The following is a 25,026-nucleotide window of genomic DNA, read 5'->3' as shown; positions in this document are numbered from 1 at the left end:
TTCTCTCTGTACTAAGTTTTCGACAAATAGTGCTAAATTTCCTCCTTCTCATTTTGTATTAATTCCCTCTAATGTAAGCAAGCTCATGAGCCACTCCCTCATGAGCTTTCATTGTCTGAAAAAAAAGCACTTTGACGCTTGGAACCTAAACCGGAAGGCTGTACTACACTTTTGTCCACTCCTCTCGTCGTCCCCTAAGCCTCATCTGCTTTCTCGCCCGCCATTTGGTTTGTTTGCTGCAATTCATAGTAAAAGCCGCCTCGCTGCATGAGTTGCTGGTGATTTCCTTGCTCCGTTAGCCGTCCGTCTTGCAGGACGAGAATTTGATCAGCGGCTTCAATGGTGTTCAAGCGGTGGGCGATGACAAAGCTTGTGCGCCCTTCCATTAACCGGCCAAGCGCCTCTTGGATCTTCATTTCTGTCACGGTATCGATACTGGAAGTCGCCTCGTCCAAAATCAAAATCGATGGACTCGCGAGAAGCGCCCGAGCAATGGAGAGCAGCTGCCTTTGTCCCTGACTTATGCCACTTCCGTCCTGGCCGAGACGCGTCTCGTAGCCGTTCTTCAAATGAGTGATAAACCCGTGAGCGTTGGCGAGTTTCGCGGCTTCCTCAACTTCCCCATCACTCGCAGCGAGACGCCCGTAGCGAATGTTTTCACGAATAGAGCCTTGAAAAAGAAACGAATCTTGCAGAACCACCCCCATCTGCTTTCGTAAATCCTCTCGCCGCAACTGCCTCATATCTTTTCCGTCCATTTCAATCGTTCCAGCACTTGGCTCATAAAACCCCGCAAGCAAATTGATAATCGTCGTCTTCCCAGCCCCGGTAGGCCCAACAAAAGCGACCGTCTCCCCAGCTTTCGCCTGAAAACTGATGTCCTGAAGCGTTGGTTCGTCCTCATAAGAGAAGCTGACATTTGAAAGGGTCACATCCCCTTTTATCGATTCTACTGATCGTGCCCCTTCTCGGTCACGTTCTGGCTCTTCGTCCATAATGTCAAACACCCGCTCAGCCCCGGCGAGTGCGGAGAGAAGCATGTTAAACTGGTTGGCAAGATCACTGAGCGGGCGTGTAAACTGACGTGAATACTCCACAAATACGACCATGATCCCAACGGTGACCCCAGCCACTTGATTCACCGCAAGCAACCCTCCGACTCCTGCAATCACAGTAAAACTCATATTGTTCAAGACATTCATCAATTTAGGGATGAAGCCAGAGTAGGTCTGGGCCCAAAACCCCGCCGTTTTGAGAGAGGCATTCTTCGCCTCAAAATCTTCGATGATGGGCCCTTCCCGGGAGAAGGTCTTCACCATCGTCTGTCCAGCAATCGTTTCTTCTGAATAGCCATTCAAAATCCCAAGCGCACGCTGCTGGTCTTTGAAGAATACGCGCGTTCGTTTCGTGATCCACTTCAGGCCATAGAACATAATGGGGATTACAAGAATAGTCAAAAGTGTCAATACGGGTGATAAAACAAGCATGACCGTAAGAATCCCGACGAATGTAATCACACTTGAAAGAATTTGCACGATCGAAGAATTCAGTGTCCCTGAAATGTTTTCAATATCGTTGGTGACACGGCTCATCACGTCGCCATGTTGTCTTTGATCGAAGAAACGTACCGGCAACTTCTGCAAATGAGCAAACAAATCTCTTCTGATCGCATAAACGGCACGCTGAGCAATACTCACCATCCAGAAATTCTGAAAAAAGGTGGCAAGAGACAGCCCCAAGTAGGAGAGTAGTAAGAACAAAAGCATCATCGCAAGCCCATCAATGGCCCCCGCCAAGATATAGTCATCAATGATGATTCCGATTAAGAGCGGACCAAGCAGCATAAAGGTGGAGCTGGCAAAAACTAAGAAGACCACGAGCGTGAGCCCTGCCTTGCTCCTGGCAAGATAGCGCCAGATTCGACCAACGGCTTCTTTCCAGTCTCGGACCTTTTCCTTCTTGCCACCCGCTCTCGCCGCATGAGGATGGCGTGGGGCGCTCGACTCGCTTTGTGGCGCTGGCGCTTGTGAGTGACGCCAATCGATATTCCTATACTGAAAGGGTGCTTTTAACTGTTGTTTGAGCGACATCTTCACGCCTCCTTCCCGTACTGCGATTCATAAAGCTTCTTGTAAAGTGGAGAGGTGGCTAGCAATTCCTCATGAGAGCCCATTCCGACCATTTTTCCGTGCTCTAGGAGAAGAATCGAATCGGCCCTAAGCGCCGTGGACAGCTTCTGCGTCACAATGAGTGTGGTGCATGAATAAGTCTCTAGCGCGGACAGGAAACGCCCTTCTGTTTTGGTATCAAGCGCGCTCGTGCTGTCATCCAGAAGCAGCACCTTTGGGTTTCGAAGAAGCGCACGCGCGATGGAGATGCGCTGTTTCTGCCCTCCTGATAAGTTCACCCCTTGCTGGCCAACAAGAGTCGCATAGCCCTCGGGAAGGGCTTCGATCATGCCATGAATTTGTGCTGTCCTTGCAGCTTCTTCCACAGCTGCATCACTTGCTTCAGGCACGCCCCAAGCGATATTCTCTCGAATGGTCCCTGAGAACAGACGCACCGCCTGCGGGACATAGCCAATTTGTTTTCGAAGCGTCTGAACATTAGTATCCTGTATATTCACGCCATCCATCCGTATAACCCCTGATGTAGGGGTATAGAGCTTTGGAATGAGCTGAAAGAGCGAGGATTTTCCTGCTCCGGTCTCACCAATAACAGCAATCGTCTCCCCGCGCTTCGCCTGAAAGGAAATATGCTCGAGCACCGGAGCCGTCTTCTCCTCATAGGAAAACGAGACATCCGCAAACGCGAGATCCCCGCTGATGGTTTTCTCAGCAGGCAGACCCTGTGAACCCACCAGCTCATCATCGGTCCCAAGCAATACCTCCTCAATGCGTAGCGCCGAGGCACGTGCTCTGGAGAAGACCATAATGATCATCGCAAACACCCCGAGCGCGCTGGTAATCCGAGTGGCGTAGTTGACAATCGCGACCACTTCACCAATTTCAGCGCCGCCCTCTTGTACGCTTATGCTTCCAAACCAGAGTACGGCTAGAATCGAGGCATTCATCAGGAATAACAGTACAGGCATCGTCAGCTCCATTAAGCGAAAAGCGCTACGCGTATTTTTCATAAGCGTCCCACTCTTGTCAACAAAGCGGCCGATTTCAAACCTCTCACGCACAAACACACGAATCAAGCGCAGGCCCGTTAAATTTTCGCGGACCACGTGGTTGACCTCATCGACATTCTGCTGCACCTTGCCAAAAATATGGACCCCTTTTTTTAGGACCCATAATAGAAAAAATACGAGCAGCGGAACAGTTATAAGGAGAAAAAGGGCAAGCCTCCAGTTGACAACAAGCGCCATAATCGACCCGCCAACCACAAGGAGAGGGGCTCGGGCCATAATCCGAAGCCCCATGAAGATCGTGTTCTGGATTTGCGTCACATCGTTGGTGAGCCGCGTCATCAGCGAAGACGTTGCAAACGGCTGTAAGTTCCCAAGACTCGACCGCTGAATTTTTCGAAACATCGCGTTTCTAAGATCAAACCCCGTGCTTTGGCCGGCATGTCCCGCGTAGAAAGAATTCAACACCCCGGCTCCAAAAGCTAGCAAGGAAAGCCCCACCATCACCGCACCCCAAGTGAGCACGGTGGCAAGATCCTCTTGCATAATGCCGTCATCAATGATTTTCGCGAGCAACAGCGGCTGAAGCAACTCAACAGCAAGCTCCAACAACATGAGAATAAAAGCGACCCCTGCCGCTACTTTATATGGAAGTAAATAAGAAAATACCGTTCGCACATACATCGACCTCTCATCTCTAGCAAAACTTCGGTGCTCTAACTATTCTCTCTATATGATAGCGTATTTTCTTAGACATCACTACGACCATGCCCCTGTTCTTCAATTTTGTCCCCGCTCCAGCAAGACAATACGAAAAGCGTAGGCGGGTTGGTCAGGGCGAAAAATCCCGAGCTCCTACCCGCCGGAGCTAGACAAAAAAAGCTTCCTAGCCACGCCAAGAAGCTTCTCCCTATATGAAGTGTTCGCCTTTAAGACTGAACACTGATGGCTACAATGACAACACCAACGATCCCAAGAAAAAACAGGGTGGACATGAACTTCACGCCGAAACTACCGCTCACCTATTCATCGCTCCTTCTGAATTGATACATAAAGTATACAATGAAAGCAAGCGGGAATATATCGATCTTTCTTACGGAATTCTTACAAATTCGTAAGGCAAACCTAAGGACTTTTCCCTCTACTTCGGCAGCAGACTTGAACGATGTTATCTCCTTACACCCAGTCTGCCATAGCCCGTTCTAACGGCTTGAGAAGCCATTAGATGGTACCCTTCGTCATTTGGATGAATTTGATCACTAGAAAGCAACATGTTCTCCCGCCCGTGAAAGACGGAATACACATTCACGATTCGCACATGGGGATGCCCCTGGAGAGTAGCGAGATGCTGATTCAATCGCCGCACAAATTGATCGGCGAGCGGAAGGGCTGGTAGCGGATTAAACACGTTGAATACACGAATCATGTATGGTTCATAGCAGCTTCCTTTCACCTTGCATACGTAGGACACAAGAGCGGAGAGATTCTCTGTAGCCTCACATAAGACCCGGAATAAAACTCTCTCATCTCCACCTCTCTTAAACCATTCGTACGCGTGAATTAAATCATTGCCTCCTGCAGTGACCGTGATGATATTGGCTTGGAAAATGGTTCGCCGCAGTTGAGGCTGTGTCCCGAGCGTTAAAATTTCTTCAGACGTCAGCCCCGATCTTGCAGCCATCTCTACGGCGACTCGGCCTCCCAGAGCTCTTTCCGTCATACACGCATAGCGAGGGACGAGTCCTCCCCGCCCCAAAAGAGAGCTCCCCACCCCAACTGAAAGCGAATCGCCAATCGCTAAATAATTGATGCGTAGGATTCCCATTTTTCCTCCTTCTTTCCATTAAAATGATCTGGTTCCATGCTATTCAAGAAAAGAAAGAGGGGAACGGCGGGTGGCGGTACTTACAGCGAGACGGAAGGAGATTTTTACCTGTACCCGGATGTTTAAGACCGTACATTTGTTGCAAAATTACATAAGCCTCCACATGGAAGATCGCTTTCCAACACGTTTTTCATGTATGATAGAGCTAGTATCTAACTGAAAGGACGATAAACGGTTATGAGCTCAATTGTTCAACAAATTCAAGTGAAGTATCACACACTTAGTGCTACGGAAAAACGAATTGCCGACTACGTTACGACACACACACAAGAGCTAGCCAATATTCATATCCGGGACTTAGCACAGAAAAGTGACGCCTCCATCGCAACAATCACCCGCTTCTGTCAGAAGATCGGCGTTCAGAGCTTTGTAGAGTTCAAAATTCTGCTACGAGATGAACTTACTAAAAACACAGAGCAAGACAGCCTCATTTCCGAGATGGAACATATCTACAAAGTCATCATAAGTGGAAGCCGTACACTTGTAAGTGAAGAGAAAGTTATAGAAGCATGCCAACTGATTGAAGCGGCTGCTCGAATTGAAATCTATGGCATTGGTAGCTCAGGGCTATCTGCGCAGGAACTAAAATTCCGCTTAATGCGGATGGGTATGCGCGTCGATTGCCACGTTGATTCTCATACGATGCTGATGAACGCTTCCTTGCTCGGTCCAGACGACGTGGTAATTGCGATCTCCAACTCTGGTCACACTCAGGATATTATCGATGCTGCCCAGCTTGCCAAGCAAAACAACGCGCAGCTCCTGCTGATCACCAACCATGAGCACACCCCCCTCAGTGATTTAGCTGACCTTTTGCTTCTTAGTTACAGCCCGAAACCTTTTTACTCTAAAGGCTTCCTTAACGCACAGCTCTCCATCTTCCATATGCTTGATTTGCTCAGCATGGTTTTGCTCAAGAACAACGAACGGGAAGCAAGTCGCATGAAGACGCTAGAAGCGCTTAATCAATTAAAAAAGATATAGGCACACAAGCACCTATATCTTTCTTCTTTTCCTATTTATTAAGCTGGTTGACAAACATTTTTGTGATCTGCTGCGGGCGCGTGATAGCCCCACCCACCACGACACTAAATGCGCCCGCGTCAAGCGCTGCTTTCGCTAATTCTGGTGTATCCATTTTCCCTTCAGCGATCACAGGGGTGCTAACGTTAGCAAGAATATCCTTAAGGATCGCAAAATCATCATCAGCAGTTCGCTGACCTTCTGTATAGCTTGTATAGCCGACGAGTGTCGTTGAGATGCAGTCAAAGCCGAGCCTCTCCGCTTGAATGGCTTCTCCAGTAGTTGACACGTCCGCCATTAGGGCCACATCTGGATATGCACGCCTTGTTTTTTCGACGAGTCCTTCTAAAGTCTCTCCTTCTGGGCGTGATTGTTTAGTCGCATCCATCGCAATCATTTCCGTTCCTGCTTGCGCCAGCTCCTTAATTTCTCTCATTGTCGCTGTGATATAGACGTCGCTATCCGGATAATCCCTTTTTACAATGCCAATCACTGGGAGCTCAATGTTCCCTTTTATCTCTTTAATGTCCGCTTTTGAATTGGCCCGGATAGCGGATGCACCGCCTTCCCTGGCAGCTATCGCCATTCGCCCCATAATATAGGACGAATGGAGCGGTTCATGCTGAAGCGCCTGGCAGGAAACCACGAGCTTTCCTTTTATTTCTATCAATACATCATGCATCTCTTTATTCTCCCATCACTTCATCAATTTCATTTCGAATCACTGTTACTTCAGGTCCGTAGATGACCTGTACACCATTGCCACTGATAATAACCCCTTTGGCTCCTGTTGCTTTTAACGTTTCTTTATCCACTTGTTCCCCGTCATGGACGCTCACACGTAATCTAGTCGCACAGGCATCAACATCTTTTATATTCTCTTTTTCACCAAGACCTTTCAGAATTGCCGCTGCACGGTCAGTGCCTTTTACAGACTCCGTAGCCATTTCTTCATCCTCCCTGCCAGGCGTTTTAAAGTTAAACTTTGTGATCATAAAACGGAAAGTGAAGTAGTACATAAAAAACCATATAACTCCAATAATAGGTACAAAAATCCAATTGGTTTTCTCATTCCCTTGCAGGACACCAAACAACATGAAGTCTATAAATCCACCTGAGAACGTTTGTCCAATTGTAATGGAAAAAATGTGAGCCAGCATAAAGGCAAAGCCATCAAAAACCGCGTGAATCACATATAATACTGGCGCAATGAAGAGGAAGGAGAACTCAATCGGTTCCGTGATCCCCGTTAAAAAGGAAGTAAGACCAGCAGAGAGCATCAACCCAGCGACGATCTTTTTATTTTTTGGCTTGGCCGTGTGATAGAGGGCGAGACACGCACCAAGTAGGCCAAACATCATCGTAATAAAACGTCCGGACATAAAGCGTGAGGTGCCCTCATAGAATTGTTCCACTGTAGGATCCGCAAGCTGGGCAAAGAAAATCCGTTGTGTACCTTCTACAAGCGTGCCATCTACGATCATCGACCCACCAAGGCTGGTTGTCCAAAACGGCATATAAAAAATATGATGAAGACCAAAAGGTCCAAGTAGTCTCAGAATCGTTCCGTATATAAATGTACCAACATATCCAGTCGCCTCTACCAATCCCCCAAGCGAGAAAATCCCTGATTGGATAAAAGGCCAAACATAGAACAAAACCACTCCCAAAATCATTCCGCCAAGTGAACTGACAATCGGAATAAAGCGCGAGCCCCCGAAAAATCCGAGAAAGCGTGGCAACTCAATTTTGTAATAGCGTGCATGAAGCATGTAGGCCATCACACCAACAAGTACTCCACCAAACACACCTGTTTCAAGCGTTTGAATGCCAACGCTCATTCCTTGTCCAACGTCTGCCAAGTTGTCGTCTGCTAAATTTCCTGTAATAACTAGCATCGCATTGATAGTTGCGTTCATCACAAAAAAAGCAATGACCGCAGCAAGCCCTACTGTTCCTTTATCTGCCCTGGCTAAGCCAACAGCTAACCCAACAGCGAATAGAAGCGGCAAGTTAGCAAAGACAATGTTCCCTGCGGAACTCATAACAGTGAAGATCGCTTGCAAAAGAGCCTGATCTAAAAAAGGATAAGCTACCAACGTATTTGGGTTACTAAGCGCTCCGCCGATCCCTAGAAGTAAGCCTGCCGCAGGAAGAACGGCAATGGGGAGCATAAAGGATTTGCCAAATCGCTGAGCCTTCTCAAAGAAAACACTTTTCATAATAACCTCCATAAATAAAATGATTTTCATAAGTATATAAGAACAGCTTTATTTTTTCAATAGTGCATTGAGACAATTTCGTAGAAGCCTAACCCGATGACAGTGAATGCTCTAATACAGGAGAGTTTGCACAAAAAATAATGATTTATTCAAGGGGATGGGGGTGATCTTCGCCTTCTATCACCCTCTCGTGTATGATAGAAGTACATTCGCCAAAATCAACTGCCCATTACATGAAGGAGGTCCACAAATGAACGTCCTATTCAAACTCCTACGACTATTCGGCGATGCGAAGTCCGTGAAGAACGGCACGTATCACAAGCGCCTTGCCCGACGTGCGGTCAGGCGTCCAGCGCACCGCGCGATCAACCAACTGACAAGGAAATTGTTCAAATAGCTTGGCGACCTTAAATAAGATTTACAAAACCTTTACAGAAACTCCATCTAAAGAATGCCTTCGATTTGGTACAGTAGAAGTTGGGACAACAGTTAAAGGTAGGAGGGTGCCGTTGAAGCTGACCTTTAAGATAGGCGAGGGTATTTTAAAATTTATGCCTGGAAATAACTTCTCAAACGCTGAGTATTTCCCTTACCTATCACACCTTTTTCACTTGAGTATAAGCAGTACCTAAAGTCGTTGAAAAACCAGTCTTGACAGGTTTTACACACAATTCTACAATTAACGAGAAAAGCTGTCCTTAATCAAATCATAGGGGGATTTTTTGATGAAAAAGAAGCTAGCAGGTTCGACGCTTGTCGCGTTTTCAACACTTGCGCTTGTCGCGTGTGGCGGTGGAAACGATGAAGAAACAAATGGAAATGGTGACAATGGAGAGGAAGCAAGCGGAGGCGGCTATGTCCCAGAAGAACTAACCGTTCAATTCGTGCCCTCGCAAAACGCAGAAACGTTAGAAGCGCGCGCGAAACCGCTTGAAGATTTACTTGAGGACGAAATTGATATTCCAGTTACAGTGAGTGTATCTACTAATTATACCTCCGTCGTTGAAGCGATGGCTTCTGAACAGATTGATGTAGGCTTCTTGCCGCCAACCGCTTATGTACAAGCAAAGGAGATGGGCGCGGCAGAAGTGATTCTACAATCCCAACGTTATGGGGTCAATGAAGAAGACGGTTCCGAAACGGACGAGCTCGTGGATGGGTACAAAGCACAGTTTGTTGCTATGGCTGATTCCGAATATGACTCGATTGAAGACCTTGAAGGAGCTACCATTGGGTTCCAGGATGTTTCTTCTTCGGCAGGATACATTTGGCCGGCTGCTTCTATGATGGATGCAGGCATCGACCCCCAAACCGATGTGAACCCTGTTAACCTCACAGGACATGATGCTGGCATTATCGCCGTTCTAAATGGAGATGTGGATGTGGCCGCAACCTTCCAGGATGCGAGAAACACCGTCGAAGGCGATTTCCCTGACGTATTTGAAGACACGAAAATTATCGGAACAACAGAATTCATTCCTAACGACACGATTTCCGTTCGTTCTGACATGGATCCAGAATGGATGGAAAAAATCCAGCAAGCCTTTATCACCATTGGCGAATCGGAAGAAGGACGGGAAATCATTTATGACGTCTATACACATCAAGGGTATGTTGAGTCTGACGATTCCAACTTTGACATCGTGCGTGATTATGAAGAGCGCGTAACAAGCGAGTAACGATATACGTTTGTAGAATGTACTTTCTAAAGAGAGAGCTCGGCGCCCTTTACCGCCCCGAGCTCTCCTCCTATGTATCCTTCCTTTATTTATTTTAATACTTATCTTTTAAGAGAGTAGGTACGCAAATGATTGAGCTTAAAAACGTTTCCAAAACCTATCCAAACGGAACCAAGGGCCTGAAGAACGTTAACATCACGATTGACGAAGGCGAATTTGTTGTCATTGTCGGTCTTTCCGGCGCAGGAAAATCGACGCTCCTCCGATCAATTAATCGCCTTAATGACGTTACAGAAGGTGAGATCATCGTGAATGGAAAGTCAATCACCGCTGCTAAAGGCAAGGCATTGCGACAAAGCCGCCAGGACATTGGTATGATTTTTCAGAATTTCAACCTGATCAAACGTTCCTCCGTCTTGCGAAATGTTTTATCGGGCCGCGTCGGCTACCATGGCACGCTTCGGACCATTTTAAATTTGTTTCCAAAGGACGATGTGGAGTTAGCGCTTCGTGCGCTTGAGCGCGTCAACATTTTAGAAAAAGCTTATACGCGTGCCAGTGAGCTCTCTGGTGGGCAACAGCAACGCGTGTCTATTGCCCGAGCACTAGCTCAGGAAGCAAGTGTCATTCTGGCAGACGAACCGACGGCATCGCTCGACCCTTTAACGACGAAGCAAGTCATGGACGACCTCAAAAAGATTAACACCGAAGACAACATTACGACCGTCGTCAACCTGCACTTTATCGACCTTGCCCGCGAGTATGCAACGAGAATCATCGGCATGCGCGCTGGCGAAATTGTATTTGACGGTCCTGTTTCGGAAGCAACGGACGAGAAATTTGCGGAAATTTATGGTCGACCTATACAGGAAGATGAGCTTTTGGGGGAGGAATTGGATGAGCAAGCAAGCGAACCTACCCGTTAATCGTCCTCCGCGCACGAAGCTGTACACATCTCTAGGTCTTCTTGTGGTCATCATCACCTCCAGTGGATTGTACATTGGCGCGGATCCAATGATCTTTTTTAACAACTGGGGCAATATGCTCGATTTGATCGTTCAGATGTTTCCACCTGACTGGGGGTATTTTGCTACAGTTACTCCTGCGATGCTTGATACTATTCGAATGGCTTTAGTCGGTACGACATTTGGCGCGATCATGTCCATTCCCGTTATGTTCCTTTGTTCTCGTAATGTGGCAACCCCCGTCTGGCTGCACCAAACGGCCCGTATTCTGCTTAACATTTTACGTACGGTTCCTGATCTGTTACTTGCCGCGATTTTTGCAGCGATTTTAGGATTCACACCACTAGCCGGTATCGTCGCACTAAGCATTTTCTCTATAGGGATCATTGCAAAGCTTTCCTTTGAGGCGATTGAGAACATCGAGTCAGGCCCCCTCGAATCCATGACCGCCGTTGGTGCGAATAAAATTCAATGGATTGTGTTTGGCGTTGTTCCGCAGGTTCTGCCGCAATTTGCGTCCTATGTGCTGTACACATTCGAGATTAACGTTCGCGCTGCCGCAATTTTAGGTCTTGTTGGAGCTGGCGGTATTGGTATTTTTTACGACAGAGCGCTGTCTTTCTTTAACTATGACCAGGTATTCTCACTTATTCTTTACACACTGCTTGTCGTTGTGATTATCGACTTTATTAGCTTAAAAATTCGGGAGCGTCTACTATGAGCGATCTACGAAGCACTCTTCATAAACCGAAGAAGCGTCGACTGAAAACGGCGTTTGTCATTTTACTTTTACTCGCCATTTATGTGTGGGCATTCGGGGGCATTAATTACAGCGGCATCCGTGAGTCCGCTGGACCCGTGACAAGAGCCATTCTAGGTGGGTTTATCAACCCCGATTGGGATTATGTGTACAGTCCTGAGGGCGAAGATTTACTACGTGCTCTGCTGGAAACCCTTGCGATTGCGGTTGTCGGCATTTTCGTCTCTGTTCTTATTGCTGTGCCGGTTTCATTTTGGGCCGCTAGAAATTTAAGCCGGCTCCGTGCCATTTCGAGTTCAGGGAAATTTGTTTTGAGTTTCTTACGCACATTTCCAGACATTGTGATGGCCCTTCTTTTCATTAAAGTCGTTGGTCCTGGCGCTTACGCAGGGATGCTTGCGCTTGGAATCGGCGCCGTCGGGATGCTCGGAAAACTCTATGCCGAGGAGATCGAAGCGATGGACCGCGGCCCAGAGGAAGCGCTTATTGCCACAGGAGCAAACAAACTTCAAATTCTCTGGTTTGCCGTCGTGCCCCAAGTATTGCCCGGATTCATTTCTGCAACGCTCTATCGTTTTGAAATCAATATGCGTTCGGCTGCCACGCTCGGTGTTATTGGTGCGGGGGGCATTGGGACGCCATTAATTTTCGCGATCACCGGACGTAGCTGGGACCGTGTGGGCATTATTTTGATCGGTATTGTCGTCGTTGTCCTCCTGATAGACTTGATTTCAAGCAACCTGCGAAAACGAGTCGTTTAATATAGAAACCTGCGCACGTCAGACGTGGCGCAGGTTTTTGTTTTACTCCCCGAGCACCATTTCCCATTCATGGATTTCATAATTTCTAGCCCCGTGAATGATATACGGATCTTGCTGCACATACCCCTCGACCTCTTGTAGCTCCCTTGCTTTATAGATGACAAGCCCTCCGCTTTGATCCGTAAACCGGCCGTTGGCAAAAATCCAGCCCTCTCTTCGGCCTTTTTCCAGAAACAGAAGATGTTCTTCTCTAAATTGTCGGCTTTTCTCCTTATCTCGCATAGGAAGCAGTACGGCATAGTAATTCAATTCAATCCCTCCCCTTCATACCCTGCGTTTTACATTCGACAACAGCCGCTCAGTTCCCTGCCTCCCCTTCCTCTCATCCCTTTTTTCTGCTACATTCTTAGTAGATAACGGAAGGGAGCAAGCAGATGACAACATCGATTCTATTTATTGGAGCTGGGCGTATGGCTGAAGCGGTCTTCTCTGGACTATTAAAGCAAAAGCCATGCCCGTTCTCCCCTATCTATGTAGCCAACCGGCAAAACCACGCTCATTTGGAAAACTTACAATCTCTCTACCCCATTGAAACCCTTGATCGATGGGAGGAGGTAGCGGCAAATGCGGAAGTGATTGTACTAGCCATGCCCCCTCACGCCCACGAGGAGGTGCTGGAGCGCGTCTCTCCTTATGTCGATACGCAACTCATTGTTACCGTCGCAGCCGGCATTGGGCCTAGCTACCTTGAATCCAAGCTGCCAGAAGGAGCTTCCACCGCCTGGATTATGCCAAACACCGCCGCACAGGTCGGTGCCTCTATGAGTTTGTATGCCGTAGGGCAAACGGTCACAGAGGTGCAGAGGGGCTGGCTGGCGAACATTCTCGCAGCGATTGGATTTTCGGAGGAAATGACGGAAGCACAGATTCATGAACTCACCGCTATAACAGGCAGTGCCCCGGCCTTCTTTTACGAGTTCGCGCTGCAGCTTGAAGATGCGGCCAAATCTTTTGGAATCAGTGAAACGCTGGCGCGCAAGCTTGTTTCGAACATGCTTATTGGCAGTGCAAAGATGCTAGAAGCCGAGGAGGATCCGCTTGTTTTACGGGAACAGGTCACTTCTCCAGGTGGAGCTACAGCCGCTGGGCTCGCCTCCCTATCAGAAAATGATTTCTCGGACGTTGTTCATAGCGCCATTGTTGCAGTGAATGCGCGCGCAAGGGAACAGGGAGAGTCTTAGCATCTAGTCTTTCTCACCCCTGTCGTTTGTATCGTTTTTGCCGAAAACGCCATCCCATGTTTGAAGAATGACTTGAACAGGAATAGGATGCGTATACTAAGGCAACTAAAGCAGAAAGGTTGGTGCCTCTTATGGTACGAACGATTCTTATGATTGTTGGGGCAATTGTGGTTATCGGCTGGTTGGTATCACTGATCTTCTAACTTTCTATACGCCAAAGCAACGTACTTACAAAGATAAGTGCGTTGTTCTTTTTTTAAAAAAGTGTCTTATAATTCAGTGTTTTGATGTATACTGGTGAAAACGCTTGCCATAAGGAGCTGATTTCTTGTCAACGTTCTCTCTTCTCACCGAACACCTTAGCGTCGCCCCTCACAAGCCGGCGATCGAATTTCTTGGTCAAACTCTTACGTACAGCGAACTTACGCTGGAAGCTGAACAACTCGCGGCCTACCTTCAACAAAAAGGCCTGAAACAGGGGGACACGGTCGCCCTTTTGCTCTCCAACAACGATGACTTTGTGGTTGCTTATTTTGCTTGCCAAGCGGCGGGGTTCGTCTGCCTACCGCTAAACGTTCGGCTATCAGAACACGAGCTTTCCTATATCCTTTCGCATTCCGAAGCCACTTGCCTGCTCTATGAAACAGCCTTTACAGGACGAAGCCTATCGCTTCAATCGGCGCTTCCTGCACTGACAGAGGCGGTCAACTTAACCACCTATACACGGGAGGAGCGCTTGCCGCTAAAAGAAGCGAACATTGACGAGCAGGACACAGCTGTGCTTTTTTACACATCAGGCACAACCGGAAAACCCAAAGGCGTCCTTCTCTCCCACGGCAATTGCTTGGCGATCGCCTCGATGTGGAAAGAAGCCCTTTCCCTGACTCGTGAAGAACGAACACTCTTGGTCGCTCCCCTGTTTCATTGTGCTGCGTCCCATGTGTTCATGCTTCCCACCTTAGCAGCGGGAGGGACGGCGATTATCCACAGCGGCTTTGATTCAGAGCAGGTGATTGAAGCGCTGGAGCAGGAGAATGTGACCCTCTTCTTTGGCGTACCGGCGATGTACAATTTACTGCTTCAGCAGAAAGCACTTGAAACAGTCACATTCCCTGCCTTAAAGACATTTGCTTACGGAGCGGCTCCGATGCCCTATGAACGAATCAAGCAACTCAAAACACTCTTTCCTCATGTGCGTGTGCAAAACCTATACGGTCAGACCGAGAACGCTCCCGGAGCGACAACGCTGAAAGACCCGGACGCGCTAACGAAAATTGGCTCCGTCGGTACAGCACTGCCCTCCTGTGAGGTTCAAGTGGTCGACACGGAGAGACGACCGGTTGCCCAGGGAGAAACGGGCGAGATCGCGGTGAAAGGCCCGCATGTGATGAAAGGCTACTTCAAGAATCCAGAGGCGACCACTGAGACGATTCAGGACGGGTGGCTGTTAACCGGGGACCTCGGACGGATGGATGAGGATGGCTATTTGTACGTTGTAGACCGAAAAAAAGACATGCTCATTCGTGGCGGAGAGAACATTTATCCTCTAGAAATTGAAGAAGTTCTCTTTGAACTACCGGGCGTTGTAGAAGCAGCGGTCATTGGCATCCCCCATCCGGTCCTCGGCGAAGTCCCTAAAGCCGTTGTTGTCACAAAGGAAGGCGCTTCTTTGAACGAGGAAGAGGTCATCCGCCACTGCGCTTCGAAGCTTGCTCGCTACAAATGTCCAGCTGAGGTTGAATTTTGCTTGGAACTGCCTCGAAACGCGAGTGGGAAAGTACTAAAGTTTGCGTTACGCGAACAAGCGAAAGAACTCTCGCAGAGACAATAGGGCGGCTAAAGAGACGTTCGGCATTGCAACGGACATAGACACAGCACCAAGGAAATAGAAACGCTGAGGCTTTTTTCCTAGCGTTTCTTTTTTTCTTGTACATAGTGAGTGGAATACCTTGCCTCCATGTAGGACGTGCCGGATTTTGCGAACCGCAAAAGCTTTGTTAGGACTCAGCTCCCCTCAACAACTCTACGGCCCGTGAACCCATCGACTGGGCAGATTACGAGAACCTCCCGAGTCCTGACAATCGTTTGAACCCACAAAACGATGGCTTGCTCATGATGCTTGAACTACGGCTATCATACCGGAGTTTCACAAGAAAAACTATCTGATTTGTGTTTTGTCATATTTTCAGCAAAACTAGTGGCGAAGCGACACTAGTTTCGTTCTTTTTTATCAACTCCTTAGTAAGATAACCGGTAGTGGCATAGTCCCCCTAGTTGATCTGAAAAATCGGGTCAATTCGTTTGCTTCAACGTTCTTTTGTCCTCATACATGAGTTGGTCAGCAATCCGATAGAGTTCACGGAAATTGGGATATGCCGCGGCGGGCATCAGGCCAACAGAGGCGTTCAGCATAATCCCTGCCTGATTGCCAGCATCTTGAATGCTCATTTCCACCAGTGTACGGAGATGACGCATCTTCTCGTCGTCCGTATCCGTTTCAGGTAGGAAAAAAACAAATTCATCTCCTCCAATTCTGCCGATATGCGCTTGATCCGGAAGGTTTTTTTAAGTTCCTTCGCTACCTGCTTGAGGACTTCATCGCCAAAATCATGGCCATGTTCATCGTTGATTTCCTTGAATCCGTTTAAGTCAAAAAGACCAAACAGACCTTTGTCCAATCGATGAAGGCTAATGTGTTCAACAAAACCTTCCCGGTTAGACAGTCCCGTTAAATAGTCTGTGAGGGCGCGTGTTTGCCGTTGGTCGATCGATTTACGGTGATAATCAATCGCGTGCGAAGTGAGAAAACCGACGGAAAGGGTTAGCAAATTCACCACAATCACCGTCGTCAGCATGGACAGGTTATCGATGGTCTGTATTGAAATCATGGCACTTGCGGTTACCGCTGCAATGTAAAGACCACCGCCGAGAGCATTCATCAGAATAGACCCTGAAAGCGCGTATAAAATCAATAGAATTTCGCCGAAAAAAAAGAGCTGGCTGGTCAACCCTCCTGAGAAAAACATCGCTCCCGACCACCATAGAGAGCTGCCAATCAAATAATAACAAAGGCCACTTGTTTTGTTATGAAGCGCGCGTTTGATGAACCAGATACCTAGCACGACGTACATGCTCCACAGAATCATCACAGGTAGCGAAAAATCTACAAGATAGTAGCTATCCAATATGAGCAACACAGCAAATAGCGCATAAATGGTATATACCAAAACTACCTGTGTACGCGTCTCGAACAGTTGAAGCAAGTAAGAGAAACCGGGAGCTTTAGGTTTAAATGTTAGTATCTTCATTTAACGTCATACGCTCAAGGGGATTTTCCTGAGGCTTCGCAAAATAGTACCCTTGAAACAATTCATACCCCATATCAGCAAGGAAAGTCAGATCTTCCGGCCGTTCGATCCCCTCTGCCAACGGACATGAGCCAATGCTTCGTGCTACGTCTATCACCGATTTGGCAACAGCTTGTTTCTCAAGATCGGTACTAACACCATCGGAATATTCACGTGCCAATTTGACATAGTGTGGCTGCAGGTCATTTAACTTTCCTAAATCGTTGATCCCGGTACCGACATCATCAAGCGCATATTTGAATCCATGGGCCTGATAATGAAGCAAGATCGATTTTAAATGTTCAATATCCTCGACTTCATCTGTTTCAACCACTTCAAAAACAATTTGCTCCGGCTTCATATTCAATTGGCTAATCAGCTTGAATGTTGTTGTAAGGCAATGTTCAGGCACATAAATCGACGTCGGAATGAAGTTGATAAAAATAAGCTTGTCGGTAACAGGAGCCGCATTTTTCACGGATTCAATGCGGCAGACTCGGTCAAGGGCAAACAATCGGTTGCGAACTCTTGCGGCTTCAAACATCTTGATAGGAGGAATGAGAGCCCCTGTCTCATCTATCCCCCTTGACAGTAATTCATGTCCAATGACTTCGACTCTTTGGCCCTTCACCGTCACAATCGGCTGATAGTGTGTTTTTATGGCATGCTGTTCAATCACATCGTCAATCCAGCTGGCTTGTTTCTCCATTAGGAATGTGGAAATGGGTCTAAGACCCTTGATATCCTTCTGTGGCTCTGTTCGCTTCGACCCGACAGCCAGTATCTTGTCGGCATCCATGTGTACATTCAGATAATCCAATAAATCAAAGAATACGGTTTCCTCAGCCCAATAAAGCTTATCCTCGACAACCGACCACTGTTCTTCTGGGAAAGACTTGAAGTACTTCTCCAGCTCTCTCGTTTGCTGTTCTCCTTTAAAGAGAATGGTATACCCCCGGTGCTGCGGCAAACAAATGTCACAATGATTTTGCATGAAAGATCCCTCCTTATTACTTAGTATCGGTCTCTTTGAAGAAGTTCTTTAGTCGGAAAGCGCAGGCGGGTCGTTCAGAAGCGAGGATTTTGGAAGGCCTGGACTAGAAATCCCGGGTTTGGATTTCGGGCCAGGACTGAAAAATCCCGAGCTTCTACCCGCCGGAGCTGGACAATAAAAAACGCTAGGGACCATCACCCCTAGCGTTTTGATTGCCTTTATTTCCTATCGTCCCTCCTCAAATCAATCCCCCGCTCTCTCCAAACCTGTATCCACTGCGCTTCACGTAAATAAACACGGTCGCGAGCACACAAATTTCCGCTAGCGGAATTGCCAGCCATGCGGAGTTAACGCCAAACAAAACCGGAAGTGAGACTAGGAAGATAATCATAAAAATAATCTCTCGCCCTGCCGTGATCCAGGCGGCCATACGGACCTGGCCGATCGACTGAAAGAATGTCATCATCACAAAGTTTAGCCCCATGAAGATATAAGCGATAAAAAATAACCGTATGCCTGTCGTCGCGAGGTTCCGAATGTCTTGTGGGAAATCCCCAAAGATCGCAACCAGAGGAACAGCTGCCACCTGACCGACCACAAAGCAAAACACACCTGCGACAAGCGCCGTCTTCAAGGCAATTCGCATCACCTCACGCTTTTTCTCCTCCTGCTCGCCACCGTGAAAATAGCTGACGAGCGGCTGAATGGCCGAGCCCATGCCGAGAAACATCAAAAGCATGACTCCATGAATGTAGTTGACGATCGAAAAAGCAGCCACGCCCTCGGTTCCGGCAAGGCGTGAAAAAGCAATATTGTGAGCAATCGTGAAAACCGATATCCCGACTTCCGCGAGAAAACTAGGAAAACCAAAAGTCAATGTCTGCAGAAAGAGCGGCTTTTGAAAACGAAATTTCACCAGTTTCAAATTGCTTCGCCTCATGAAAAAATGCGAGCTTAGCACAAGCAAGCCAAGTGTAGCCGCAATGATCGTGCCATAGGCAATTTCGCGAACACCTAGGCCAAGCACATACAGCATGATATAGTTAATGACAATGTTGGAGACCGCTGTCGTAATCAAGGCGGCCATCGCAAGCGTTGGATTGCCGTCATTGCGTACAAAGATGCTAAACGCATTTTCCAATGTGAACACAAAGCCAAAGACGAGAAACACATTCATATAGCTCGCGGCAAACGGAGCCGTTTCCTCGTTCGCGCCAAGCCCGTAAACGAGAGGCTCATGGAACGCGAGGGCCGTTAATCCAATCACAAGCGTGAAAGCGGCAATGAATACGATCGAGTGGGTAAAGATAAAGCGTGCGTGTTTGGGTTCTTTTCGTCCCATGCTCTGGGAATAGAGCGTAGCGCCGCCCATCCCGATCCACAAAGACATCGCCACAAAGATCGTGTAGACGGGGCCAGCAATATTGACACCCGCAAGTGCAACTGGCCCAAGCTTATTGCCCACCATCACGCCATCGACGACGAAATTGACCGCCATGAGCACCATTCCAATAAGAGACGGGACTAAATAACGGACGAATATTTTCCCGACAGACTCGGTATCTAGCGGATTTTGCTTTTGTGTCGTCATGTTTTCATCTCCCATTCCCTAGCCTAGACGGCAATCCCCCGCCAGAATACATGCCATGATGCTTCCAGTTTCTGCTCCACTCGATTGGAGCCTCCCTCATAGACGATCTCCATGGCAATCGCATCTAAAATGCCCAGATACGCAAGCGTCGGCACCGCTGGATCGCTGCCGCTTACCGCTTCAAGCTCGATTGCTTTTTGAAACACCTCACGAAGCATTGCTTCCACTGCCTGCTCAATTTCAAGCACTTCTTTTTCTACGTCTTTATATAAATGCGGCGGTGGGAAGAAGGAAATGCGTAGCCAAAACCGAAACCGTTCGTCTTCTTCAAACATCTGCTTATGCATCTTTAAGAATTCATACAAACGATTGCGAAGGTGACGTGGTTCCACAGAATCAAAGTGACGTCGCTTCGCCTCCCATTCGAGAAGCTTCACCTCCCTCACCACTTCCAAAAACAAATCATCTTTCCCTTTAAAATGAGCGTAAATCGATTGTTTCTTAATGCCCACATCCTCGGCAATCCGTGCTAGTGACGCTCCCTCATACCCATATATCGTAAAATATTTTAACGCAGCTTCCTTAATTTGTTCTGCTTTCATCTCGCACCACCTTTTAACGAACGTTCGTCAGGTAATAGTGTAACAGAAGGCCAGGCTGATTAGCTAGCTTTTTTTCTTCTCCGTCTGTAGTAGGTTTTGTCCCCCATACAAAACATGCTATCTTTAAATCAATACGGATGAGGTGATGTTGATGTACCATATCTATCTTGTTGAAGATGACACACAAATTGGCCGGATTTTAGCCGACCACTTAAGCAAACATGGCTATGAAGTCACGCAAACAAAGGATTTTGCGAACGTTAAATCAGAATTTACGCAGCTGGCTCCAGACCTTGTGTTGCTTGATATCAATTTGCCTCATTTTGACGGCTTCTATTGGTGCCGGCAAATTCGCACGGACTCCAACGTACCTGTCCTTTTTATTTCCGCAAGAACGGATGAGATGAATCAAGTGATGGCGATTGAAAACGGCGGCGATGATTACATCACCAAACCGTTTCACCTTGATGTGGTTCTCGCTAAGGTGAAGAGTTCCCTGCGCCGGACCTACGGGGAGTATGCAGGGTCGAAGGAAATTCATCAAAACGTGCATGAATTAGCTGAGTTATTTTCATACCCGGACCGAAATGAGATCGTGTTTAGTGAACGAAGGCTAGAACTAACCAAAAAAGAATTCCTCCTGTTTCAGCGCCTGGCCGATCGTCACGATCGTATCGTCAGTCGCGATGACCTTCTCGAAGCCCTCTGGGATGAGGTCGATTTTGTCGATGATAACACCCTGTCTGTGAATGTGACGAGGCTGAGAAAGCGACTCGCTGATGTTGGTATTGTTGATGCCATCCAAACGATCCGCGGTCAGGGCTACAGGCTTAACGTCAACTGGAAGGATACAAATTCATGAAACGTGCATTTCTCTTAGATCGCATCCCCTTTATCTTCGTATTTCTCTTTAACACAGGTCTTATTGTTCTTACAGCGAGCCTTGCCTTCCAGAACACGGGCGGGGTCCTTGATGTCGGTACGATTCTCTATTGCTTTGTTCTCTCGCTTTTCTTCCTTGGCGTCTGGCTTTGTATGGATTATGTGCGCATGCGTAGCTATTTGCGTAAACTGCACGCCCTCTCTACAGAAGCACAGCCTCCTCTAGAAACAAGCTATGAGCTTGAAGCGCTTGCCCCACCGACGAAGGAGTCGGCAATGTGGCTGCGCTTGCAGCGAATGTATCATGAACTGTATCGAGAGGAGCGAGAGGCTTATCAGGCAGCGAGCGAGCAGCATCAGCTTTTCATCAACCAATGGGTGCATCATATGAAAACACCGGTGTCGGTCATCTCGCTTCTTGTTCAGCAGCGACGTAATGAGGCAGATGCCGAAGAAAAGAAGACGCTCAATGAAATTAGTGATGAAAATGATCGCTTTCGCCATGGCCTTGAATTAATGCTGCACTTAGCACGGCTCGATCACTTTTCCCTTGATTTAAAAGCGGAAGAAATTGACCCCATTTCGCTTGTGCGTGACGTCGTCAATGAGGAGAAGCGCCAGTTCATCCGCCGGAAGCTTTTCCCGGAAATCAATGCAGATATGGGTGCCTACATTGTGGCCAGTGACGGCAAATGGCTGCGCGTGATTTTGCATCAGCTCCTGCTTAATGCCTTAAACTATTCGAAGCAGGGCAAAAGCGCGAAGATCTTCTTCGATGTCTGGGAGGAGAGCGACCGCGTAAGGTTATCCGTCACAGACACAGGCATCGGCATCCCTGCTCGAGACCTTCCCCGCGTCTTTCATCCGTTTTTCACCGGCGACAACGGGCGTACGCACACAGAGTCGACAGGAATGGGTCTGTACTTAGCACACACCATTGCAAGTCAGCTTGGGCACTCGATTTACGTTGATTCCGAAGTGGATAAAGGCACGACCGTGACGATTGTTTTCTCCTCTACCACCCTACACGAGCAGCCAAGATGACAAAACTGTAAGGCTTGCTTCTCCCTTTGAAAGATCATTCGATGGGAGAGGGCGGGTTCTTTTTTTATACTAGCCTTATCCAACCATGGTAGGAGGAAAGAATCGATGTCTATACTTCAAGTGAAACAACTTGCCAAAACGTACTATCCAAAGAAAGACGGGCTTGCCTACAAGGCGCTGGCTCGCTTTGACCTTCAAGTCGAAAAGGGAGAATTTGTGGGCGTAATGGGGCCGTCAGGAAGCGGGAAAACCACGCTTTTGAACATGCTCGCCACCATTGACCAGCCGACATCAGGCGACATCATCATCAATGGAACCAACCCCGCGCAGCTTACGAACAATAAGCTCGCCCTCTTTCGCCGCCGAGAGCTTGGCTTTGTGTTTCAGGACTTTAACTTGCTCGACACGCTCACCGTACGGGAAAACATCTTGCTGCCTCTGGCGCTTGATAAGCTTTCCTTTAAGAAAATGGAGGAGCGGCTGGAGCGAATCGCGAAGCTACTGAATATCAGTGAGATTCTTGATAAACGCACATCGGAAATTTCCGGCGGTCAGCAGCAGCGCACCGCCTGCGCGCGAGCGATCATCCATGAGCCGTCGATGATTTTAGCGGATGAACCCACAGGGAATCTCGATTCAAAATCGGCGCGCCAAGTGCTTGATACGCTGACGTCGATCAACCAAGAGCAGAACGCAACAATTTTAATGGTGACTCATGACCCAACGGCCGCAAGCTACTGCGACCGCATCGTTTTCATTAAAGACGGTGAATTCTTCTCTGAGATTCGCAAAGGCGAGCGCCAGCAAGCATTTTTCCAAAACATTCTCGATACCTTAAGTGTTCTTGGAGGTGATTTCCATGAACATACGCACGCTCGCTCGTAGAAATGTAACCGGCAACGCCCAGCGCTACGCCGCTTACTTTCTCAGCTGTGTCTTTGCGGTAACCGTCTTCTTTATTTACGCGCAGTTTGTGTTTCATCCCGATGTCCAGAGCGGCTACATCCCTTCTGGCGATACGGTGCGCGGAGGAATGATTGCCGCGCAAGTCATTATCGTGATGTTTTCCGTGTTTTTCATTGCCTACTCCAATTCGGTCTTCTTGCAAGTCCGCTCAAAGGAGTTCGGACTCCTGTCCCTGTTTGGCATGAACAACCGTCAGTTGCGGGCGCTTGTCTACTACGAACAAACGCTGATCTCGCTTATAGCGATCGTCTGTGGCTTGCTACTGGGCACGCTTTTCTCCAAGCTATTTCTGATGTTGATGACGTCGCTCCTTACCGTAGAATCACCGATCACGTTTCAGGTACTACCGCTCCCCTATGTCATATCGGGGCTTGGGTTCTTTGCGTTGTTCCAATTCCTAACCCTGTTCTCATTCTGGCGCATGCGGAACAAGCAAGTGGTCGAGATGCTCAAAGAATCACAAAAACCGAAGACGATGCCGAAAGTCTCCCCTTGGCTCGCCGTTGTGGCGCTCGTTTTTCTTGCGATTGGCTACGCGATTGCGTTGTTGGGACCGCCTGAGTTTGCGTTGTTCACGATGTTTCCAATTCTGTTTTTCGTGGTCATTGGCACTTATTTCTTTTTCACACAGGGAACCGTTGCGGTCTACAAACGACTGTACGCCAATAAACGTCGTTTGACGAACGGGACAAAGCTTCTGACACGCACCAATATTTTGTTTCGCTTGAACGATTATGCACGGATGCTGTTTATCACATCGATTATTAGTGCGGTGGTGCTCACCGCCGCGGGCACCGTCTACATGTTCTTTCAGTCCGTTATCTTGCAAGCAACGGAAGGCATGACGCAGGCTGTTTCATGGACAGAGGAAGACCCTGAAGCGTTTGAAGTTCTAACACCCGAGACCATTGAAACCCTCTTGGACGCATATGACGCGGAGATTGATTACAAGCTCGACGTCACAGGAATCATTGCTGATACGCAAGCACTGGGGTACAGCGGAGAGCTTGAGGCGTCCACGACTTTTCTGCTTCCGGAGACAGTTTACAATTTCTATGCGGAAAAACGAGGGATTGATTCTCTTTCTCTAGCAGAGGATGAGGCTTTTATCAGTATGCCGTATCTGACAGAGAATTATTTTGAGCAGGAGGGTTCAGAGAAGGACGTACAAGTTGGAGAGCTTACGCAGAGCTTTACCGTATTGGGGCAGTCTAGAGATGGAATTGTAAATCCCACTCAGGGGGCTTACTCTACGCTTGTGATTCCTGATGACGCCTATGAGCGGTTTGACGCCATTGAAGGCGTCGACAGAAATCGCGTTATTGGCTACGAACTCGTTAATTGGCAACAGGAAGCAGACGTGTCGGAAGCGATCGAAGCAGAGGCAAACGATGAGCTTTTTTATGCCTTGAATACACGAGCGCCCCTTTACACGATGTTGACACAAACGTACTCACTTGTGCTCTTCATCGGTTTGTTTGTCAGCTTGCTCTTCTTTATTGTGCAAGGAAGCATGCTGTACCTGAAGCTGTTCACGGAGCTCGAAGATACAAAACGACAAATGTTCGCGCTCAACCGAATTGGGATCACGAAAAAAGAAACCGTGCAGATTCTTGATAACCAAGTGCGCTTCTTATTTTTTGTCCCCGTCGTTATGGGCTCCATCCACGCAAGTTTTGCCTACGGCATGCTCAGCAACTTGCTTGGTGCCAGTCTAGTATCCAATGCTGCGCTTGTTATCAGTATTTATGTAGTCTTGCAGCTCGTTTACTATCTTGTGACGCGTTACTTTTATGTGCGGGCGGTGCTAAGCTAAATGTAATGAAACGAAGGAAAGGGAGGTGGTCTCCCTTTCCTTTTTTTAGCACCGGCGGGTTGCCCAGACCCACCGGAGCTAGACACAAAAAAAGGAAGGATGTTCTCCCTCCTTT

At 48.0% G+C, this 25,026-nt stretch carries 21 protein-coding genes and 1 pseudogene; 12 read left to right on the top strand and 10 right to left on the bottom strand.

Translation table 11 applies throughout. From position 1 onward, the window contains the following. Nucleotides 1-194: 194 nt before the first annotated feature. The 3 genes from AVZ68_RS10710 to AVZ68_RS10695 all read right to left on the bottom strand — a co-directional run bounded on the left by AVZ68_RS10710 (nt 195) and on the right by AVZ68_RS10695 (nt 4,958). Nucleotides 195-2,090 (bottom strand): ABC transporter ATP-binding protein, encoded by a 1,896-nt coding sequence (locus tag AVZ68_RS10710; RefSeq protein WP_059104544.1) that lies wholly within the window; start codon nt 2,088-2,090, stop codon nt 195-197. A 2-nt stretch (nt 2,091-2,092) separates the two neighbouring features. Continuing rightward, nucleotides 2,093-3,811, bottom strand: a complete 1,719-nt coding sequence (locus tag AVZ68_RS10705; protein ID WP_059104584.1) for an ABC transporter ATP-binding protein — start codon at nt 3,809-3,811, stop codon at nt 2,093-2,095. A gap of 490 nt (nt 3,812-4,301) precedes the next feature. Continuing rightward, nucleotides 4,302-4,958: a GDSL-type esterase/lipase family protein gene (locus tag AVZ68_RS10695; protein WP_059104542.1), complete on the bottom strand. Its 657-nt coding sequence runs from the start codon at nt 4,956-4,958 to the stop codon at nt 4,302-4,304. Between the two features lie 237 nt (nt 4,959-5,195). On the opposite strand from AVZ68_RS10695, the gene AVZ68_RS10690 reads away from it, so the two are divergent. Further along, a complete protein-coding gene (locus AVZ68_RS10690; RefSeq protein WP_059104541.1) occupies nt 5,196-6,002 on the top strand; it encodes a MurR/RpiR family transcriptional regulator in 807 nt (268 codons plus the stop codon). 31 nt (nt 6,003-6,033) lie between these two features. Here AVZ68_RS10690 and AVZ68_RS10685 read toward each other — a convergent pair whose 3' ends face one another. Further along, complete coding sequence (locus AVZ68_RS10685) at nt 6,034-6,723, bottom strand: N-acetylmannosamine-6-phosphate 2-epimerase (protein ID WP_059104540.1); 690 nt, start codon at nt 6,721-6,723, stop codon at nt 6,034-6,036. Nucleotides 6,724-6,727: 4 nt separating this feature from the next. Then, nucleotides 6,728-8,263 (bottom strand): PTS transporter subunit EIIC, encoded by a 1,536-nt coding sequence (locus AVZ68_RS10680; protein ID WP_082676499.1) that lies wholly within the window; start codon nt 8,261-8,263, stop codon nt 6,728-6,730. A 250-nt stretch (nt 8,264-8,513) separates the two neighbouring features. On the opposite strand from AVZ68_RS10680, the gene AVZ68_RS20505 reads away from it, so the two are divergent. The 5 genes from AVZ68_RS20505 to phnE (AVZ68_RS10660) all read left to right on the top strand — a co-directional run bounded on the left by AVZ68_RS20505 (nt 8,514) and on the right by phnE (AVZ68_RS10660) (nt 12,428). Then, entirely contained in the window at nt 8,514-8,660 is a 147-nt protein-coding gene (locus AVZ68_RS20505) for a hypothetical protein (RefSeq protein ID WP_180316695.1), read from the top strand. Nucleotides 8,661-8,985: 325 nt separating this feature from the next. Next, entirely contained in the window at nt 8,986-9,942 is a 957-nt protein-coding gene (locus AVZ68_RS10675; protein ID WP_437182691.1) for a phosphate/phosphite/phosphonate ABC transporter substrate-binding protein, read from the top strand. Between the two features lie 128 nt (nt 9,943-10,070). Further along, entirely contained in the window at nt 10,071-10,868 is a 798-nt protein-coding gene (gene phnC, locus AVZ68_RS10670; protein ID WP_059104537.1) for a phosphonate ABC transporter ATP-binding protein, read from the top strand. After that, nucleotides 10,840-11,628 (top strand): phosphonate ABC transporter, permease protein PhnE, encoded by a 789-nt coding sequence (phnE, locus tag AVZ68_RS10665; RefSeq protein ID WP_059104536.1) that lies wholly within the window; start codon nt 10,840-10,842, stop codon nt 11,626-11,628. The genes phnC and phnE (AVZ68_RS10665) overlap by 29 nt, the downstream gene beginning before the upstream one ends. After that, complete coding sequence (gene phnE / locus AVZ68_RS10660) at nt 11,625-12,428, top strand: phosphonate ABC transporter, permease protein PhnE (protein WP_059104535.1); 804 nt, start codon at nt 11,625-11,627, stop codon at nt 12,426-12,428. The genes phnE (AVZ68_RS10665) and phnE (AVZ68_RS10660) overlap by 4 nt, the downstream gene beginning before the upstream one ends. A 42-nt stretch (nt 12,429-12,470) precedes the next feature. Here phnE (AVZ68_RS10660) and AVZ68_RS10655 read toward each other — a convergent pair whose 3' ends face one another. Further along, nucleotides 12,471-12,737 carry a YciI family protein gene (locus AVZ68_RS10655; RefSeq protein WP_059104534.1) on the bottom strand — a complete coding sequence of 89 codons (267 nt, stop codon included), beginning with the start codon at nt 12,735-12,737 and terminating at the stop codon, nt 12,471-12,473. A 125-nt stretch (nt 12,738-12,862) separates the two neighbouring features. Between AVZ68_RS10655 and proC the strand changes: the two genes are divergently transcribed. Continuing rightward, complete coding sequence (gene proC, locus AVZ68_RS10650; protein WP_059104533.1) at nt 12,863-13,669, top strand: pyrroline-5-carboxylate reductase; 807 nt, start codon at nt 12,863-12,865, stop codon at nt 13,667-13,669. 328 nt (nt 13,670-13,997) lie between these two features. Continuing rightward, nucleotides 13,998-15,500 (top strand): class I adenylate-forming enzyme family protein, encoded by a 1,503-nt coding sequence (locus AVZ68_RS10645; protein WP_059104532.1) that lies wholly within the window; start codon nt 13,998-14,000, stop codon nt 15,498-15,500. Nucleotides 15,501-15,961: 461 nt separating this feature from the next. Here the strand turns inward: AVZ68_RS10645 and AVZ68_RS20715 are convergent. The 4 genes and pseudogenes from AVZ68_RS20715 to AVZ68_RS10625 all read right to left on the bottom strand — a co-directional run bounded on the left by AVZ68_RS20715 (nt 15,962) and on the right by AVZ68_RS10625 (nt 20,203). Continuing rightward, a pseudogene (locus tag AVZ68_RS20715) lies at nt 15,962-16,524 on the bottom strand (GGDEF domain-containing protein). A 433-nt stretch (nt 16,525-16,957) separates the two neighbouring features. Next, entirely contained in the window at nt 16,958-18,010 is a 1,053-nt protein-coding gene (locus tag AVZ68_RS10635; protein ID WP_059104530.1) for an EAL domain-containing protein, read from the bottom strand. 238 nt (nt 18,011-18,248) lie between these two features. Further along, the gene (locus tag AVZ68_RS10630) at nt 18,249-19,601 is read right to left on the bottom strand and encodes an MATE family efflux transporter (RefSeq protein ID WP_059104529.1); all 1,353 of its coding nucleotides are present in this window, start codon (nt 19,599-19,601) and stop codon (nt 18,249-18,251) included. Between the two features lie 23 nt (nt 19,602-19,624). Next, nucleotides 19,625-20,203 carry a TetR/AcrR family transcriptional regulator gene (locus AVZ68_RS10625; protein WP_059104528.1) on the bottom strand — a complete coding sequence of 193 codons (579 nt, stop codon included), beginning with the start codon at nt 20,201-20,203 and terminating at the stop codon, nt 19,625-19,627. Between the two features lie 151 nt (nt 20,204-20,354). On the opposite strand from AVZ68_RS10625, the gene AVZ68_RS10620 reads away from it, so the two are divergent. The 4 genes from AVZ68_RS10620 (at nt 20,355) to AVZ68_RS10605 (ending at nt 24,911) form a co-directional block, all read left to right on the top strand. Next, nucleotides 20,355-21,065, top strand: coding sequence for a response regulator transcription factor (locus AVZ68_RS10620; RefSeq protein WP_059104527.1), 711 nt, complete (start codon nt 20,355-20,357; stop codon nt 21,063-21,065). Then, nucleotides 21,062-22,129, top strand: coding sequence for a sensor histidine kinase (locus AVZ68_RS10615; protein ID WP_059104526.1), 1,068 nt, complete (start codon nt 21,062-21,064; stop codon nt 22,127-22,129). Before AVZ68_RS10620 ends, AVZ68_RS10615 begins: the two co-directional genes overlap by 4 nt. Before the next feature lie 105 nt (nt 22,130-22,234). Next, nucleotides 22,235-23,014, top strand: coding sequence for an ABC transporter ATP-binding protein (locus AVZ68_RS10610; RefSeq protein ID WP_059104525.1), 780 nt, complete (start codon nt 22,235-22,237; stop codon nt 23,012-23,014). Then, nucleotides 22,989-24,911, top strand: a complete 1,923-nt coding sequence (locus tag AVZ68_RS10605) for an FtsX-like permease family protein (protein ID WP_059104524.1) — start codon at nt 22,989-22,991, stop codon at nt 24,909-24,911. Before AVZ68_RS10610 ends, AVZ68_RS10605 begins: the two co-directional genes overlap by 26 nt. The last annotated feature ends 115 nt before the right edge of the window (nt 24,912-25,026 follow it).

Origin of the sequence: Shouchella shacheensis (assembly GCF_001484965.1) — a bacterium.
GTDB lineage: Bacteria > Bacillota > Bacilli > Bacillales > Bacillaceae_D > Shouchella > Shouchella shacheensis.
This window is presented reverse-complemented; position numbering and strand designations above follow the sequence as displayed.